The sequence below is a fragment of the Sporosarcina jiandibaonis genome (assembly GCF_013184495.1).
Taxonomy (GTDB): Bacteria; Bacillota; Bacilli; order Bacillales_A; family Planococcaceae; genus Sporosarcina; species Sporosarcina jiandibaonis.
In genome coordinates this window covers 111,895-127,525 of sequence record NZ_JAAOIY010000003.1, presented here as the reverse complement: position 1 = coordinate 127,525, position 15,631 = coordinate 111,895, and the positions used below count along the sequence as shown (strand labels likewise).

Sequence of the window (15,631 nt, the reverse complement as noted above, 5' to 3'; positions counted from 1 at the left end):
AACTTTGCGGCATCTAACATAACGATAAGCAGAAAAAACGTAATTTTCTTCTGAAATCATATGCCGTTTAAAGTTCATTCGCATACACTAATGATGACAAGGCAATCGCCTATGGGATGAAGAAAAATATAGTCGAAGGAAGGGAAACGCTTGAAGGTCAAAAAAGTTTTCCGAACGCTTTTCTGCGCAAACTTACTCTTATTATTCGTCTTCACATTTCTACCAGTCCTAATTATAAACCCTAACTGGGACCAACTTGAATCTATTCTAAACTACATGAATAAAGACTAATGGAGTGCGTGACCGAACGACGCTGAAATGACTAATATCCTGGTGCAAACGACTAATCGCTTCATTCAATCGACTAAGAACGCCAATCAAACGACTGAATCTCAAAACAAACGACCAATGGCTCCATTATGAAATCAAAAACGCCGAAGCTCATTTGCATAGAGCTTCGGCATTTTACTATATATCCGATTTTTACGCATCCAGTTCATTCACTAACGTCTTTACTTCAAAATCGAGTTCACAATATGAATCGGCGAGTTTTCAAAAAAAGAAAAATAATTCATTGGATGACTTTTTGGAAATAATTCTTTTCGAATTTCACGATTTGATTTTCCGTGTTCATGCATTGATATTACTTCTTGTTGTATTTTCTCTAAGTAGGCTAATTTCTCCTCTATTACTTTTCTTCCGTTCGGGATAATTCCTGCATGAGAACAAATATAAACTTCAAAGTCATATGTTAATATCAGACGCAACGAACTTAGAATTTCTGGGATCGATTCGAATGCAAATAGGCTTCTTGGCCTCGATTGCACATACAAATCACCGCCAAATAGCCACTTTTTTTCTCGATTATATAAAGCGATATGATCATGAGAATGACCAGGAGAGTGGATAACATCCCAAGTATAATTTGGAGTCTTGAACGTTTTTCCTAATGGTCGAGCTTTAAAAGGTTCTCGCTCACCCCAAAATACTTTACGATAAAAAGGGAGCTTCATTCGGTTATTACAATAATCCACTCCGGTTGGATGAATATAGATCGGGACTCGTTTAGTATCTTGGATCCATCTTGCCGTTCCCGTGTGATCTTCATGGTGGTGCGTTAAAATGACTTCATTTATTTTCCATTCATTTAATAACGGTGTTAATTTTTCGTTCATTTTAGCGGGTCCTGTATCTATTAAAAGACCATCGATAAAATACACTGACACTAATAACTGTCGTCCTGCAAATTCATTTAAAAATTCTGCTTGCACTAGATTCTCGTATGAAATAACCTTCATAATAATTTCTCCCCCTTTTTATGTATATAACCATTTTTGTTTTTTCGAAATAATTTATGAATATCTTTTAATTCTACATCCATACTATAACTGATGCAAAACAACTTTTATTAATAGGAGGAATTTTAGTTGAATCAAAATCAAACCGGCGGCGAAACTCATCAAAACATGCACACAGGTAATGTACCTCAGCAAATGAATCATGGTGGCCATGAGGTATTAGATCTTCACGAAGTTCTTTCAGGCTCAGTTGCAGCTTTAAACCAGATGATATTACTTCGCCCACAAGTAAAGGATCCGGAATTACTCGATATTTTGGATCGTCAATACCGCTTCGCCTTAGATGAATACAACATTACTGTAGAAGCTTTTAAGACAGGTAAAGATCCATCACATCCAACCGGAAGTTATAAAATGACACAGGGCAATGATTTTGTATACGGCATGAAAGCATCTCAACCGAAAAAACCAATCCAATCGGAATCAGAATTATCCGATGAAATCATTTCTGGTTTCATGCTTGATGCCGCAAAAACGGCGGCTTCAGCTAAGACGATGGCTGCTCTTGAAGCCACTAATCCAGTTGTGCGTCGTGTGCTTGCGGATTCAGTTCCGAACTGTATCGAGATGGCTTACGAACTTTCCATTTATCAAAATAAGCACCACTATTATCAAGTGCCTCAACTTGCACAACAAGATATGCAGCAATTACTGAATTCATTTGCAACCGTCGGTCAACCGGCCATGCCGAATCAGCAGAATTTACAGTAAAGTTGAATAAAATACCAACTGCCACTTTTATTTCGTAAGTGGCAGTTTTTATGCGCGGATTTTGAGTTTTATGCGCGCAAGGATGCTTATATGCGCGGATTTAGAATTTAATGCGCGCGTGGACTGCTTATATGAGCGCTTATAGAGATTTATGCGCGGAAATAAGATTTTCTATGCTCAGCCGATTTTTTTGCGCGCCTAGCAGTTTTTATGCGCGGATTTTGAGTTTTATGTGCGCGTGGACGGTTATATGCGCGCCAACTGAGATTTACGCGCGAACAAATTTCTATTTACCGATAAAATTTTACGCTGACATCGCTGCATTAAATAATGTATGGGAGGAGATTGTTGAAATTTTTTCATATTTTTATTGTAGTACTTTATGATTTACACCCATCCTTCATTGCAGAAACACCGCAAACACTGTATCATTTCACTATAAGCAACTTAATTGGAAGGAACTGGTGATATTGATGCGGGTTGCAATAGTGGATTTTGATGGTACTTTGTATGCAAAAGAGACATTTCAAATTTTGATGGACCATTTGAAAGAACATCCGGTTTACCATACTAGATACAAGCGTTTTTTTCTTTCGATACTACCACCTTACATTGGCCATAAAATGAAAATTTATCCCAAACATAAAATGCGCGAGCGTTCAATGCAAATTTATTTGGATGCATTGAAAGACTTATCCGTCGAGGAACTGGATACATATTTCCGCGAAATAGCCGCGAAAATGCAAGAAGACTTTAATCCGGACGTTGTCTCCAAAGTTAAACAACATGCTTCAGATGATGTCTATGTCATGCTCGTTTCCGGAGCTTATACACCACTTTTACATATCGCATTGGATGGATTGCCATTCGATAAAATAATCGGCACGAATATCCCTGTTAAAAATTCAGTTATCGACTTAAAAACGCCAATTCTCCACGTCCAAGGAACTGAAAAAAATGCACAAATTGAAACAGCCTTGGCGAATAAAGAAATAGATTGGGCAAATAGTTTCGCTTATGGCGACAGCTATTCAGATTTATCGGTGCTCGATTTAGTCGGGAATCCGATAGCTGTTCAACCCGAAGAACAATTAAAAGCCGTTGCTAAAAAAAGAAAATGGAAAATAATTTAATAGAACCCGTTGCTATGAAAAGTAGCATGAACTGCCCCGTAAAGATCTGAGCCCGGTAGAGTACCGAGTTCAGATCTTAGAAGCAGCATAGAATATTTGTCTAACTTTATTGGGTCAGTTCAAGCAACGGGTTCTTTCGCTTATGCAAGCTGTGGATTATTCTTTTTTAACATCCCGGCAAGTAGCGCGGTTACAATTGTACCGATGATTATCGCTATCGCATATAGAAATATGCTTCCAATGCCGCCCTCGACAAGCCCCATGACAAATACGCCGCCATGCGGTGCACGTAAAGCGATATCAAAGAACATCGAAAGTCCGCCCGTAACCGCTGCTCCAACAACAGACGCTGGAATCACGCGCGCCGGATCCGCTGCTGCGAAAGGAATTACCCCTTCCGTTATGAAGCATGCACCGAGAACATACGCGGTCTTCCCAGCTTCTCTTTCCTGCTTCGTAAAACGCTTTTTAATCAATGTCGTGGCTAGAGCGATTCCAAGCGGCGGGACCATTCCAGCTGCCATGACTGCCGCAATGAACGTGAAGTTTTGAGCGTCCAGCATCGCAATTCCAAATGTATACGCTGCTTTATTTATCGGGCCGCCCAGATCAATCGCCATCATGGCACCCAATACAATCCCGACCAGCACAACATTCGAGCCGCCAAGTCCTTCCAAAAACGAAGTGAGTCCCGTATAGATCTTAGTTAACGGTGGATTAATCACCATCATGGCTAATCCCGTAAATGCAATACTGAATACCGGGAAAAACAATACGGGCTTTAACCCTTCAAGCCCATCAGGTAATTTTGAAAATATCTTCTTTACTAGCAATGTTAAATAACCCGCGAGAAATCCAGCAATTAATCCGCCTAGAAATCCGGATCCGCCAGCAGCTCCTTCTACTCCGGTAACTGTAATGGCAATCAATCCGCCAACCATACCCGGAGCAAAACCAGGACGATCCGCAATACTTGAGGCAATGAATCCAGCTAACACTGGAACCATCAAAAAGAACGCCTTGCCGCCTCCAATTTCGCTTAGCATTGCCGCGAATGCGTTGTATTCCGGACTGTCCGGATTACCCGACTCAATCCCCCAGAAAAATGATAATGCGATCAATATACCGCCACCAACAACGAATGGAAGCATATTAGAAACACCGTTCATCAAATGCTTGTAAAATCCGCCTCTAGATTCCGCTTTCTCATCGTCACCTTTGCCGTCATGCTTAAAAATCGGCGCATCGATACTTACAGCGCGATTTAAAATATCCTCAGTTTCATAGATTGCTTTTCCGACAGGAATTTGAATAACAGGCTTTCCATTGAAACGAGCCATCTCAACTTTCGTGTCAGCAGCTACAATAATCGAATCAGCCTCCGCTATTTCTGCATCCGTCAATCGATTTTTCACGCCACTCGAACCATTCGTTTCAACTTTAATCGAAATGCCCATTTTTTTCGCAGTTTCAGAGAGTTTCTCAGCAGCCATAAACGTGTGCGCAATTCCTGTTGGGCAAGCTGTAACCGCAAGTATTTTCCCTGCTGTTTTCGGGGCATCTTCAACTACTTCTTCAGGTCCGTCCACCTCTACCTCTTTTTTATTAACAATGGTTAGCAGTTCTTCTTTTGACGTGGCGGCAAGTATCTTTTCTCTGAATTTATCATCCATCAAAAATGTCGCCAATCTGGAAAGCGCCTCCAAGTGATCATTGTTTGCCCCATCACTCGCCGCGATCATGAAGAAAATATGCGCAGGTTGTCCATCTAATGATTCAAATTCAACCCCTTTGATTGATCGACCGAAGGCAATTGCCGGTTTCTTCACGGCAGCAGACTTCGCATGCGGAATTGCAATTCCATCGCCGATTCCCGTCGAGCTTTGTTCTTCACGCGCTATAATATCCTTCATAAAGGATTCCCTATCATTTAAAGTTCCTGCTTGGTCTAGTTGAGTAACCAATTCCTGTAATATATCCGGCTTCGACTTTGATTGTATATCTAGAATAATCGTTTCTTTTGTCAGTAAATCCGTGATTCTCATCATTTCTCATTCCCTTCTGTTAATGATTGAATCGTCAATTGTTCATGCAGTCGATCAACATCGTTTTTCACGCATAAGTCGGATGAAAATGCAGTCGCGCTTCCACTGGCCACGCCGTAGCGAAATGCCTCAGAAGCATCTTCATTTTTCGTGAATGAAGCTAAAAATCCAGCAACTAGCGAATCTCCAGCGCCGACCGTATTAACGACTTGACCTTTTGGCGCTTCCGCAAACAACGTTAAATCCTCGGTCACTAGCAAAGCACCTTCGCCGCCCATCGAAACAACAACATGCTGAATCCCTTTTCCAACAAGATTCTTTGCGAAGTGAAGAGCTTCTTCTTTAGTCGTTATTTCGGTATGAAACAACTCACCAAGTTCTTCAATATTCGGTTTGATAAGAAAAGGTTTCGTATGTATTAAATCTTTCAACGCAGAACCTGACGTATCCAAAACAAACTTGACATTATTTTTCTCGCAAATAGCCGCAAGTTCCTTGAAAAACGAAATCGGAATGGAACGAGTTAAACTTCCCGCCAATACGAACCAATCACCGGATGTCATCGCTTTAACTTTTTCGAGCAATTCATTTTGTTGAAGATAATTAATACGAGGTCCTGGACCGTTTAACTCGGATTCTTCCGCCGCTTTAACTTTCACGTTGATGCGTGTAATTTCATCAGTTTGAATAAAATCGGTCAGTATTCCTTCCTTGTTAAGAAAGTCAGTGATGTATTGTCCCGTGAAACCACCAATATAGCCAAGCGCAACACTACTTGTCCCTAATCTTCCAAGCACACGCGATACATTTATTCCTTTGCCGCCGGGATAATAAAACACCTCAGACGAGCGGTTCAATTCACCCAATCGCAGTTCAGGCAAGTAGGTTGTATAGTCCAGACTAGGCGTAATTGTGCATGTATAAATCATGTTAAATCACCTTCACTGTTGTCATTTTCTTCAATTTCTCAATCGTATGGTTTTCTAGGTTTCCTGTCAGTAAAGCTGCATTCTCTAGATCATCAATTTTTGCAAAGCTTACTTTTCCATATTTTGATTGATCTGCAAGGATATACGTTTTTTCAGCAAGCTTGCTCGCAAGTTGTTTAACCGCGGCTTCTTCAGGATCTGGTGTCGTATAGCCAAACTCTTCATGGAAACCATTCGCACCTAAAAAACACTTATCAAAACGATAATTTTCCAGCGATTGAATCGTTTGCGGTCCGACAAGCGCACTCGTCTTCCCTTTGACGAACCCACCAGTTAAATATGTAGTGATCCCATGCTTTACTAAAGCCTCAACGTGAGTAAAGCCATTCGTCACAACTACAACTTCCTTATGAACTAAAAATGGAATAATTTGAAGTGTCGTCGTCCCCGCATCGAGATAAATGCAATCTTCATCTTCAATCAATGATGAAGCATACTTTGCAATATCAATTTTCTCTTGAAGGTTTCTGGTTGATTTATCTAGAATGCTATGTTCATGTATTTTTCTTTCATTTACAGTAGCACCACCGTGAATCCTTGTTAGTTTATGTTGATTTTCAAGCTCCGTCAAATCACGCCTAATGGTAGACTCTGAAGCGTTTGTAACATCAATGACATCTTGTATTTTAATCGTTTTCTTTTCTGCCAATAAATTTAAAATCACTTCTTGTCGTTCAGTCGTCAACAAGTTATCTCCACCTCGATTTCACCTATTAATTTTATAGTAATTCAGAAACAATTCAAAGTCAATCAAATTCATTCAAAATCAGTCATATGATTGAATAATAAAAGGATCAGCGTTTACATGACACGCCAATCCTTTGGTTAATCGTTATATCAGATTGCCCCCGCAAAAAGAGATGTAGAAGGGAGAAAACAAAACCGATCAAATTAATGACTTTTTAGCCGAACAGTCATGTAAAACCTTATCAACAAACTCTTGATCAAACACCTTGCCAAGATGCTCTAAGACTGTCAAATAGATAACTCCGTTTCCCTCGAGTTTTGGAGAAAAGCCGAGCGGAACAGTTCGTTTGATTAGTTGAGCGTACAACTCCGGCTCAGAAAGATCCCTTCCGAAATAATTAGTCGCCCAAACCTTAATGAGGGCGAGTGCTCCGGATACATGAGGGGCAGCCATGGATGTTCCGCTTAATGTAGCATATTTTCCATTTAAATATGTCGATAAAATTTCTTCCCCTGGCGCCACTAAATCAATTTCATTATGAGAACTTGAAAAATCGCTAGAAAGTCGCTCAAAATTAATGGCTCCTACACAAATAACCTCATTATAGCAGCCTGGATATGCGAATTCATCTGTACTATCATTGCCATCCCCCTCATTCCCAGCAGCGCAAACGACCAAGATATTATGTGAAATTGCTAGTTTTACTGCTTCATAAAGTTCATGATTGTCATCAGGTCCTCCAAGCGACATTGAAATAATATCTGCTTTTTGTTCAATTGCATAATGAATACCAGCGATAATCCAATCATATTGGCCTGAACCTTGTTCGTTAAGAACTTTCACAATCAACAAATTCGCTTCAGGAGCGACCCCGACTACTCCAACATCTTTTTCACTTGCCGCAAGCGTTCCGCATATATGGGTGCCATGGCCATTATAGTCATTATATATTTCAGGATTACCTCCGTCATCATCTGTGAAATTTCTCCCGCCTATAATTCGGTCTTGTAGATTTGGGTGGTCTATATCGCACCCTGTATCCAGAACTGCAATAGTCACACCTTCCCCTTTCGTTTCCGGCCAAATTTTCGGAGCCTGAATCAATTCGATTCCTTTCGGCATTTCATTTACTTCATTTACCTCTTGATCAATCCGGAATGGAATAACACGAACAAATTTCTCCATCTTTCTCCTCCTCATAATTTAATAGGTAAATCTATAGTCCACCAAAAATGGTGCTAGTGGTTAATTGAGTAAAAATGAAATGATTTAAACCGTAATTTTACGAAAATCGAATTAAAAGAAGATATCTATTTTGGAGTGGCAAAGGATTAATAGGTGTTTGGCATTGATAGTAAGTTAGCAGAATATAGGCTTGACTGATCGTATAAACTGCGTGGCAATGAAGTCAACGATTAACAACCAGCTATGCAGGTTTCATTGGTGACATACTTGAGGTTATTTCTTTTTTTACCCATTTAGATAACATTCAAACCATATAATGCAGAAATGAATCTTTTTACTCAGTTTCGGATGCAGCATGAACTCCCCCTTCATAATTATTCATGATTTTTATTTAGAAAAAAAGATATTCTCTAGTTAATGAGAATATCTTTATAGTAAGTTAGGCAATATTATAAAATGTTTTCGCTTTTTCTAAGAAATGCAGGTCCTCATCAAGTAAATCTTCTTCGTGGTAAATCGCTTCAACCGGACAAGCCGCTACACAAGCCCCGCAATCTATACAAACATCTGGGTCGATGAAAAACTGATCTTCGCCCTCTTCGATACAATCAACCGGACATACCATAACGCAATCCGCTGCTTTTTCCGTAATACAAGCAGATGTTATCACATAGGCCATCATATACGCCCCCTTTATTATTTTTCAGCTTCTCTATAGCTTCTACCATTAAGTTTAATATACTTTGAGGAAAATAAAAACCCCAATGTGTGCGATATGAACGAACTAAAACAATGTTGTTGACATTTACAAAGTAATATGATATACTTAATCAGTTGAGAAGTTGGGTAACAAATGAGTTTTGATGTTCTGGCATTCTACGTAATGTTTTTGATATACTTATTCACACTGGCGCGACTATAGGGTCGCAAGGACGTAAAAGTAGGCAGGGTTTACGTTGCTTAGGTAGAAGACGCCTAGTGGAGCAAATTACCGCGGTTAAGAAAGTGCATACTTTCTATGGAAATTATTCTCTCAAACACTTGAGATGAAAAATCAATTCAAAAATTTAATGTTACCTATAAAAACAAAGGGATATTCTCGAAATGAGAATATCCCTTTTCCAATTTAATCTTTGTTTCTCTTCGTTTCTTCCCTTATATAAAGTAAAAGTATTATGGCACCTACTGCGTTCAATGTAATATTTATCGTAAAGAATATTTTCCACATTACTGGAGTTAATGTAAGGATTTTGGAGATAACATAGAAAATCATTCCGATAACGATTAAGAAAAAACCAGTATTTCTTTTTTTCACAGCAAATTACACCTCGATCTTCATTTCCACTCATAAGGCGTTTCTTGGTATACATAATAATTCAACCAATTCGAAAAGAGCAAATGCGTGTGAGATCGCCACGTATTTAACGGTTTCCTCGTCGGATCATCATTCGGAAAGTAATTTTCCGGAACATGGATTTTGATGCCTTTCGCTACATCTCTTTCATATTCTTCAGCAAGCGTACCCGCATCGTATTCCAAATGTCCGGTGATCATAATATGTTTTTCATCATTCGACATGATTATAAAAGCACCCGCATCATCAGACTCAGCAAGTAATGTCAAATTCGGGTTCTTCCTAATTTCTTCCGAAGAAACAGTCGTATAACGTGAATGCGGCGCATTGAATTCATCATTAAACCCTTGAACAAGTTTCACTGTCGCATCTGATAAACTATGAGTGAACACCCCTGAACATTTCTCGGGCAATTCATATTTATCAATTCCATAATGATGATAAAGCGCGGCCTGTGCCCCCCAACAAATATGTAAAACCGACGTCACATTGTCTTTCGACCAGTCCATAATGTCTGTTAATTCATTCCAATAATTAACATCCTCAAATTGTAAATGTTCAATCGGCGCACCTGTAATGATGAGTCCATCAAAACGGCGAGTCTTGACATCTTCAAATGTTTCATAAAAATTATCTAGATGCGATTTGCTAATGTTTTTAGAGTTATGGGTTGCCGTATATAAAAAAGTCACATTAACTTGAAGCGGCGTGTTTCCCAATAATCGCAGCAATTGCAACTCCGTGCGTTCTTTCTCAGGCATCAAATTCAAAATCGCAATACTAAGCGGACGAATATCCTGAGTCCTTGCACGATCCTCATCCATGACAAATATCTTTTCTTCCTTTAATAATTGTCGCGCTGGCAATCCTTTAGGTATATTTATTGGCAAAAACATTCTCCCCTTTTACCTTTTCATTATATGTATTTATCATTTCTCAATAGTATACACTATTTTCGATTAATTCGAGCATTTTGATTGCACGCACAAGTGGTTTGCTTGCACTCCGATGGTTTTCCCTTGCACTCGTAAGTGTTTTGCTTGCACTTAAATAAATTTGCTTGCAAGTCAGGACCTTCTACCCATACAAAATCCAGATGCTCATACAACTAAATCTCTCAGAACAGAGAAACTAGTTGATTGAAGTGTAGGTCGGCGACTCCCGCGGAATCAGTTCGGAATCCGCCCGCAATGGAAATCAACGGCCCCCAAAAAAGAGCACTTGAATAATAAAGCATTCAAGTACTCAGCAAAGTTATCCGTTTTCAATTCACCCTTCAATATCCCGTCTATTATATCCAACAAAACCGATCACAGCCGCAAACATCGCAATAACAACTAAAATCGATACTTTCATATAGTCCATATCCTCGACTGGTATGTTTGGAATTTGACCAAACGGCGATAGATTGCCAAGCCAATCTGGTAACTGAAGTAACCCGCCTAAATAGACAACAATGAACGAATAGATTAAGTATAACCACGTCAGGCCAATAAATTTCGGAACAGCTCCGATAAACAATGCTGCCAAACCAATTATCATCCACATTGCCGGAAGATGAACCATCGCCGCACCATAAAGTGTTCCAAACTCTAGACCCTCTTCCATGACAGCATTTCCCGCAGACCACAATCCGATTGCAGCTAGCGATAGCATTACAAAACTAGTCACAATCGACACGACAAGTGAACTTGCTATCAAACGCGTCCGAGAAACCGCACGCCCTAGCATATGTTCCGTTCGATTCTTTTTTTCCTCGCCTATAAGTTTATTCATTGCCATCAAAGCCGGAATAGTACTCAACATTGCCATAATCGACATTATCATCGGTATGAATTGATCCGTTAACGAAAATCCTTCGATAGGCGCAATGAGCTCTGCCAACATCTCATTATCCCCAAAAAAGGTCTCTAGTTCCCCGAATACAGAACCATAAGACGCGCCGAGAATGAACATGCCAATTCCCCAAGCGATTAAACTCGTACGCTGAAGCCTGACCATAAGGCCAAGTGGGCTTTGCAAAAACTTCGAAGCATGTCTTCTTCCAGATTTCGCCGGTAAAAATCCAGACCCCAAATCTCTTATCGCGTTTAAGTAGAATGCTAATAGAACCAAGAGCAATGCCGTAATAATCGTTAACACCAATGGCCACCAATAATTACTCACAAACACTTCGGTGTTTAAAACCCAGCCCAACGGCGATAACCAAGAAAGCATCTCATTTCCGACATCGCCTACAGCACGAACAAGGTAAGAAACGCCTAATACCGTAAAAGCGAATCCAATCGTGCCACGTACGTTTTCCGTGAGTTGTGCAAAAACAGCTGTTACTGCAGTAAAAAATATTCCCGTTGCCCCTAAAGCGGCTCCGTATAATAGCGATCCTTCTAAATCCATGCTTTCAATGCCCATCCCATACAATCCAAAACCAATTAGGAGAGCAATTAGGACATTCACGCCGTTCATAACTAAAACGGTTGAAGCCAAATTCGACAAACGCCCCGTCGGCAATGAACGAATCATTTCAATCTGACCATCTTCCTCATCCGCCCGAGTATGACGCGCTACCAATAATATACTCATAAGCCCAAATGCAATGGCGGTAAATAGAAACATTTCATGGGCAAACATAGCCCCGATCGTATAGTTATCAATTCCATAGGCTGGACCAACCATTGCTGTCATCGCTGGATTTAGCATCGTTTCAGCGATTGCTTGTCTTTCCTCTTCTGACCCGTACAAATCAACAAATGTCTGTGCGACTAATAAAGTAATAGCTACTAATCCAAACAACCAAATCCAAATACGCAAACGATCTCTTCGTAATATGAAACGCGAAAGAATGCCTGTTTTCGTAAAGAGTTGATTTGACATTAGACAGCACCTCCGACTCCTACCGAAACTCCTTCATAATGGCGCATAAATAAATCTTCTAACGTCGGTGGAGCACTTTCCAATCCAATAATCCCATATTGACTTACATATTTCATCACTTCATCCAACTCTTCACTATCAACATGGATGGAATACGATTGCCCATCCACTTCTACATCATGCACTCCTACCACTTCATGCAACGATGTCATTGGCAATTTCGTTTGAACATGTAAATGCGCTCTCGTTAAGTGCCTTAAATCAATTAATGAACCTGTTTCAATAATTTTCCCCTCACGAATAATTGCAACTTTATCGCACAGCTTTTCAACTTCAGATAAGATATGACTAGAAAGCAACACGCTTTTTCCTGCATTTTTCGCTTCCAGTATACATTCTTGAAAAACGCGTTCCATTAACGGATCAAGCCCTGATGTCGGTTCATCTAAAATATATAAATCCGCATCTGACGATAACGCCGCAATTAAAGCGACTTTTTGCCGGTTCCCTTTTGAATACGTTCTACATTTTTTCGTAGGATCCAAGTCAAATCGCTTTATTAACTCCTCACGTCTACTTTTATTATTTGTCCCTCGCAGTTTTATAAATAGATCAATAACTTCCCCGCCCGTTAAGTTCGGCCATAGGTTTACATCCCCCGGTACGTACGCAATTCTTTTATGAATTTCAACTGCATCTGCCCATGCATCTTTTCCGAAAATCTTCGCTCTACCTTCTGTAGCCTTTAAAATTCCCAGCAATATACGAATTGTTGTGGACTTTCCAGCACCATTCGGACCGATGAAACCACAAATTTCTCCTTTTTCGACTTTTAGATTAACGTTATCCAAGGCAGTAAAACTCCCAAACTTCTTCGTTAAGTTGTTAATTTCTAAAATCGTCATTTCTGATCCTCCAGTTGTCCAAGCAGTATTTTATTTGTAAAAAACGGTTTTCAACACATCAACATACTCGTAAAATTCTTCGAAATATATTTCATAATCAATTTCAGAAATTACTTGATCACAAAAACGTCGTTTTAAACTTTCTTCATATCCATGAATTGACCACTGAACTACTTCCAATGCCTTTACAGAATCAATATCGTCCCTAAATAGGGAGAAATCTATATCTTCATAAAGAACGGCAGTCCATTTTTCTTGTATAGCTTGAAATTTTTTATTCAATTCAGATTCAAGTTGGTCTGGATTCTTCAAAAAAAGCGCAGAGATGAAATTAATCGCTTCTGGATATTTTACAAGAAATCCCCATTTAACTTTAGATATGACTTTCAATCTTTCAAATAAATCCGTATGAGAATAATCAACTCGTTCAAGATATTCTTTTTCCAAAATATCGATGCAATAATCGACTAAATAAGAATATAGTTTTTTCTTGGATGTAAAATAATAGAACAGCATTCCTTTCCCAATACCCGCATCTTTTACAATTTGGTTGGTCGAAGCTTGTTCGTATCCTTTTTCCGCAAACTCCTTAAGTGCTGCATTAAGAATGTTTTTTTGTTTTTCAACTTCTACATTTTCAAATTTCGTTGTCACTTTAATACCCCCGCTACAACTCTAGTAGACCAATCCGGTCGACTTCATAATAACACGTGTCGACCAATTTGGTCAATTGTTTTTTGATAATTATGAAACTAAAATTATGTATCAAAAAAGAATGTCAGAATCACAAATATCATTTGTGACTGACACTCTTTCTAATCAACCTTTTTCTCGCTATCTTTCAATTTGTACCGAAGCGGCGGCAATGCTGTGCTCGAAACTAATTCGTGAACGTACGTAGATGTGGCGGTATATCCCTCTTCGATTTTATCAGCGAGAAAATGAGTGCGTTCATAAAGTATGGAACGAAAATTATCGACTTTCCTCATTAGTTTCTCCGTCAATGCTTCCTGATTTTCCAAACGATTGATCACTTCTTGTTGAAAACTTTCCTGATTAGCAATTTGCTGAACCATATCTCGCTGCAATTCCATTTGTTGCTCCATTTTTACAGCTAATTCGGCATTGCGTTTACTCTGCGTTTCCAATAAATTCGTGACATCATATCCAATATCGATTTGTTCAAACTGTCTATCGGCTAATTCCCGAACATCATAACTTATTCTCTTCACCCTAGTCGCTTGTAATCGATTTTGTTTCTTTAATGACTTCTCCAATGTCTGCAGTGAATTTTGTAATTCAGCATTTGCCCGATTTTGTTTTTCGATTAATTCGGACAGATAGTCTTGTTTAAAAACGGCCTGGTTAGGTTCCGTGAGTTTGTCATGATTTTTATAAATGGCAGGGTGCTTCTTGTTATTTATAAATAAGCCCATCGCTTTTTACCTCCAATCGCGTGTAGTCTTATCTTATGCAAGATTATAAAAAAAGGATAAACGATAATCAGAGAGGAAATATTAAACATTGATTGATGGTGTAAAATGGTGTATACTAACGTAACAAGCTGCATTGTTCGTATGACTATTAAGTTTTAACCTTTATACTGAAACAGGGAGTTTTACATCGAAATTGGAATGATATGCCTCGTTCATCATTAATGAGGACGAACAGGAAAATTTCTGCGAACACCCACTTTGAGGAGTGGTGGTTTAAAACTTTCTATATAAATACGGCAGAGGCGGCTTACCTACATAAGTTACATTCAGTCAGTTTCCAGTGGAAGCTGGCTTTTTTATTTAGTCGGATTGGAGTGGAATTTACTTTGAAACGGTTAGTGGTAACAGGTTATAAACAACATGAACTCGGGATATTCGATGATAAGCACCCGGGAATTGATTATATAAAAAAAGCGATTAAAAGCCGATTTCTTGATTTATTGGACGAAGGGCTAGAATGGGTGATCGTGAGCGGTCAACTTGGAGTCGAGGCTTGGGCGGTTGAGGTCGTCCTCGAATTAAAAGATTTTTACCCGGACTTGAAATATGCAGTCATTACGCCTTTTCTTGAACAAGAGAAGAACTGGAACGATGCAAATAAAATGAAATACAATGAAATCATTGCAAACGCGGATTACCACGTAAGCCTTACATCTACGCCATACGAAGCGCCTTGGCAGTTTGTCGAGAAAAACAAGTTTTTCCTTCGAAATTCTGATGGCATGCTTATTCTTTATGATTCTGAAAATGAGGGATCTCCGAAGTTCATAAAAGAAGCTGCCGATCGCTTCGCGGAATCAACAGATTACCAAGTGCTTACAATTACACCGGACGACTTAAATGCAATTGCCGAAGAAGAACAGATGAAAAATTGGTATTGAAAAGCTGCTATC

14 protein-coding genes and 1 other RNA gene are annotated in these 15,631 nt (G+C 39.3%); 4 read left to right on the top strand and 11 right to left on the bottom strand.

What is annotated here, in order from left to right:
• Nucleotides 1-512: 512 nt before the first annotated feature.
• Nucleotides 513-1,298 (bottom strand): MBL fold metallo-hydrolase, encoded by a 786-nt coding sequence (locus tag G8782_RS10360; protein ID WP_172370886.1) that lies wholly within the window; start codon nt 1,296-1,298, stop codon nt 513-515.
• A gap of 129 nt (nt 1,299-1,427) precedes the next feature.
• Here G8782_RS10360 and G8782_RS10355 point away from each other — a divergent pair, with 129 nt between their 5' ends.
• A complete protein-coding gene (locus G8782_RS10355) occupies nt 1,428-2,069 on the top strand; it encodes a spore coat protein (RefSeq protein ID WP_425505486.1) in 642 nt (213 codons plus the stop codon).
• A gap of 488 nt (nt 2,070-2,557) precedes the next feature.
• Nucleotides 2,558-3,202: an HAD family hydrolase gene (locus tag G8782_RS10350; RefSeq protein ID WP_343035040.1), complete on the top strand. Its 645-nt coding sequence runs from the start codon at nt 2,558-2,560 to the stop codon at nt 3,200-3,202.
• 140 nt (nt 3,203-3,342) lie between these two features.
• On the opposite strand, the gene G8782_RS10345 is transcribed toward G8782_RS10350, so the two are convergent.
• The 10 genes from G8782_RS10345 to G8782_RS10300 form a co-directional block, all read right to left on the bottom strand.
• The gene (locus G8782_RS10345) at nt 3,343-5,247 is read right to left on the bottom strand and encodes a PTS fructose transporter subunit IIABC (RefSeq protein ID WP_172371194.1); all 1,905 of its coding nucleotides are present in this window, start codon (nt 5,245-5,247) and stop codon (nt 3,343-3,345) included.
• Complete coding sequence (pfkB, locus tag G8782_RS10340; RefSeq protein WP_172370884.1) at nt 5,247-6,176, bottom strand: 1-phosphofructokinase; 930 nt, start codon at nt 6,174-6,176, stop codon at nt 5,247-5,249. The genes G8782_RS10345 and pfkB overlap by 1 nt, the downstream gene beginning before the upstream one ends.
• A 1-nt stretch (nt 6,177) precedes the next feature.
• On the bottom strand, nt 6,178-6,924 hold the full coding sequence (locus G8782_RS10335) for a DeoR/GlpR family DNA-binding transcription regulator (RefSeq protein ID WP_172370883.1): 747 nt from the start codon (nt 6,922-6,924) through the stop codon (nt 6,178-6,180).
• A 198-nt stretch (nt 6,925-7,122) separates the two neighbouring features.
• Nucleotides 7,123-8,109 carry a S8 family peptidase gene (locus G8782_RS10330; protein WP_172370882.1) on the bottom strand — a complete coding sequence of 329 codons (987 nt, stop codon included), beginning with the start codon at nt 8,107-8,109 and terminating at the stop codon, nt 7,123-7,125.
• Between the two features lie 439 nt (nt 8,110-8,548).
• Nucleotides 8,549-8,788 carry a ferredoxin family protein gene (locus G8782_RS10325; RefSeq protein WP_172370881.1) on the bottom strand — a complete coding sequence of 80 codons (240 nt, stop codon included), beginning with the start codon at nt 8,786-8,788 and terminating at the stop codon, nt 8,549-8,551.
• Between the two features lie 656 nt (nt 8,789-9,444).
• Nucleotides 9,445-10,353, bottom strand: a complete 909-nt coding sequence (gene metA, locus G8782_RS10320) for a homoserine O-acetyltransferase MetA (RefSeq protein ID WP_172370880.1) — start codon at nt 10,351-10,353, stop codon at nt 9,445-9,447.
• A 379-nt stretch (nt 10,354-10,732) separates the two neighbouring features.
• Nucleotides 10,733-12,337 (bottom strand): ABC transporter permease, encoded by a 1,605-nt coding sequence (locus tag G8782_RS10315; protein ID WP_172370879.1) that lies wholly within the window; start codon nt 12,335-12,337, stop codon nt 10,733-10,735.
• Nucleotides 12,337-13,242 (bottom strand): ABC transporter ATP-binding protein, encoded by a 906-nt coding sequence (locus tag G8782_RS10310; RefSeq protein ID WP_172370878.1) that lies wholly within the window; start codon nt 13,240-13,242, stop codon nt 12,337-12,339. Before G8782_RS10310 ends, G8782_RS10315 begins: the two co-directional genes overlap by 1 nt.
• A gap of 30 nt (nt 13,243-13,272) precedes the next feature.
• Nucleotides 13,273-13,896, bottom strand: a complete 624-nt coding sequence (locus G8782_RS10305; protein ID WP_172370877.1) for a TetR family transcriptional regulator — start codon at nt 13,894-13,896, stop codon at nt 13,273-13,275.
• A 161-nt stretch (nt 13,897-14,057) separates the two neighbouring features.
• Nucleotides 14,058-14,678, bottom strand: a complete 621-nt coding sequence (locus G8782_RS10300) for a hypothetical protein (protein ID WP_172370876.1) — start codon at nt 14,676-14,678, stop codon at nt 14,058-14,060.
• Between the two features lie 122 nt (nt 14,679-14,800).
• On the opposite strand from G8782_RS10300, the gene ssrS reads away from it, so the two are divergent.
• A non-coding RNA gene (gene ssrS, locus G8782_RS10295) (6S RNA) lies at nt 14,801-14,991 on the top strand.
• 73 nt (nt 14,992-15,064) lie between these two features.
• Nucleotides 15,065-15,619, top strand: a complete 555-nt coding sequence (locus G8782_RS10290; RefSeq protein ID WP_216667845.1) for an SLOG family protein — start codon at nt 15,065-15,067, stop codon at nt 15,617-15,619.
• Nucleotides 15,620-15,631 lie beyond the last annotated feature (12 nt).

What these genes read in the sequence shown, in the direction of transcription:
- G8782_RS10360 (WP_172370886.1), bottom strand. Translation starts at nt 1,298, where the DNA reads ATGAAGGTTATTTCATACGAGAATCTAGTGCAAGCAGAATTTTTAAAT.
- G8782_RS10345 (WP_172371194.1), bottom strand. Translation starts at nt 5,247, where the DNA reads ATGAGAATCACGGATTTACTGACAAAAGAAACGATTATTCTAGATATA.
- pfkB (WP_172370884.1), bottom strand. Translation starts at nt 6,176, where the DNA reads ATGATTTATACATGCACAATTACGCCTAGTCTGGACTATACAACCTAC.
- G8782_RS10330 (WP_172370882.1), bottom strand. Translation starts at nt 8,109, where the DNA reads ATGGAGAAATTTGTTCGTGTTATTCCATTCCGGATTGATCAAGAGGTA.
- G8782_RS10325 (WP_172370881.1), bottom strand. Translation starts at nt 8,788, where the DNA reads ATGGCCTATGTGATAACATCTGCTTGTATTACGGAAAAAGCAGCGGAT.
- G8782_RS10315 (WP_172370879.1), bottom strand. Translation starts at nt 12,337, where the DNA reads ATGTCAAATCAACTCTTTACGAAAACAGGCATTCTTTCGCGTTTCATA.
- G8782_RS10310 (WP_172370878.1), bottom strand. Translation starts at nt 13,242, where the DNA reads ATGACGATTTTAGAAATTAACAACTTAACGAAGAAGTTTGGGAGTTTT.
- G8782_RS10300 (WP_172370876.1), bottom strand. Translation starts at nt 14,678, where the DNA reads ATGGGCTTATTTATAAATAACAAGAAGCACCCTGCCATTTATAAAAAT.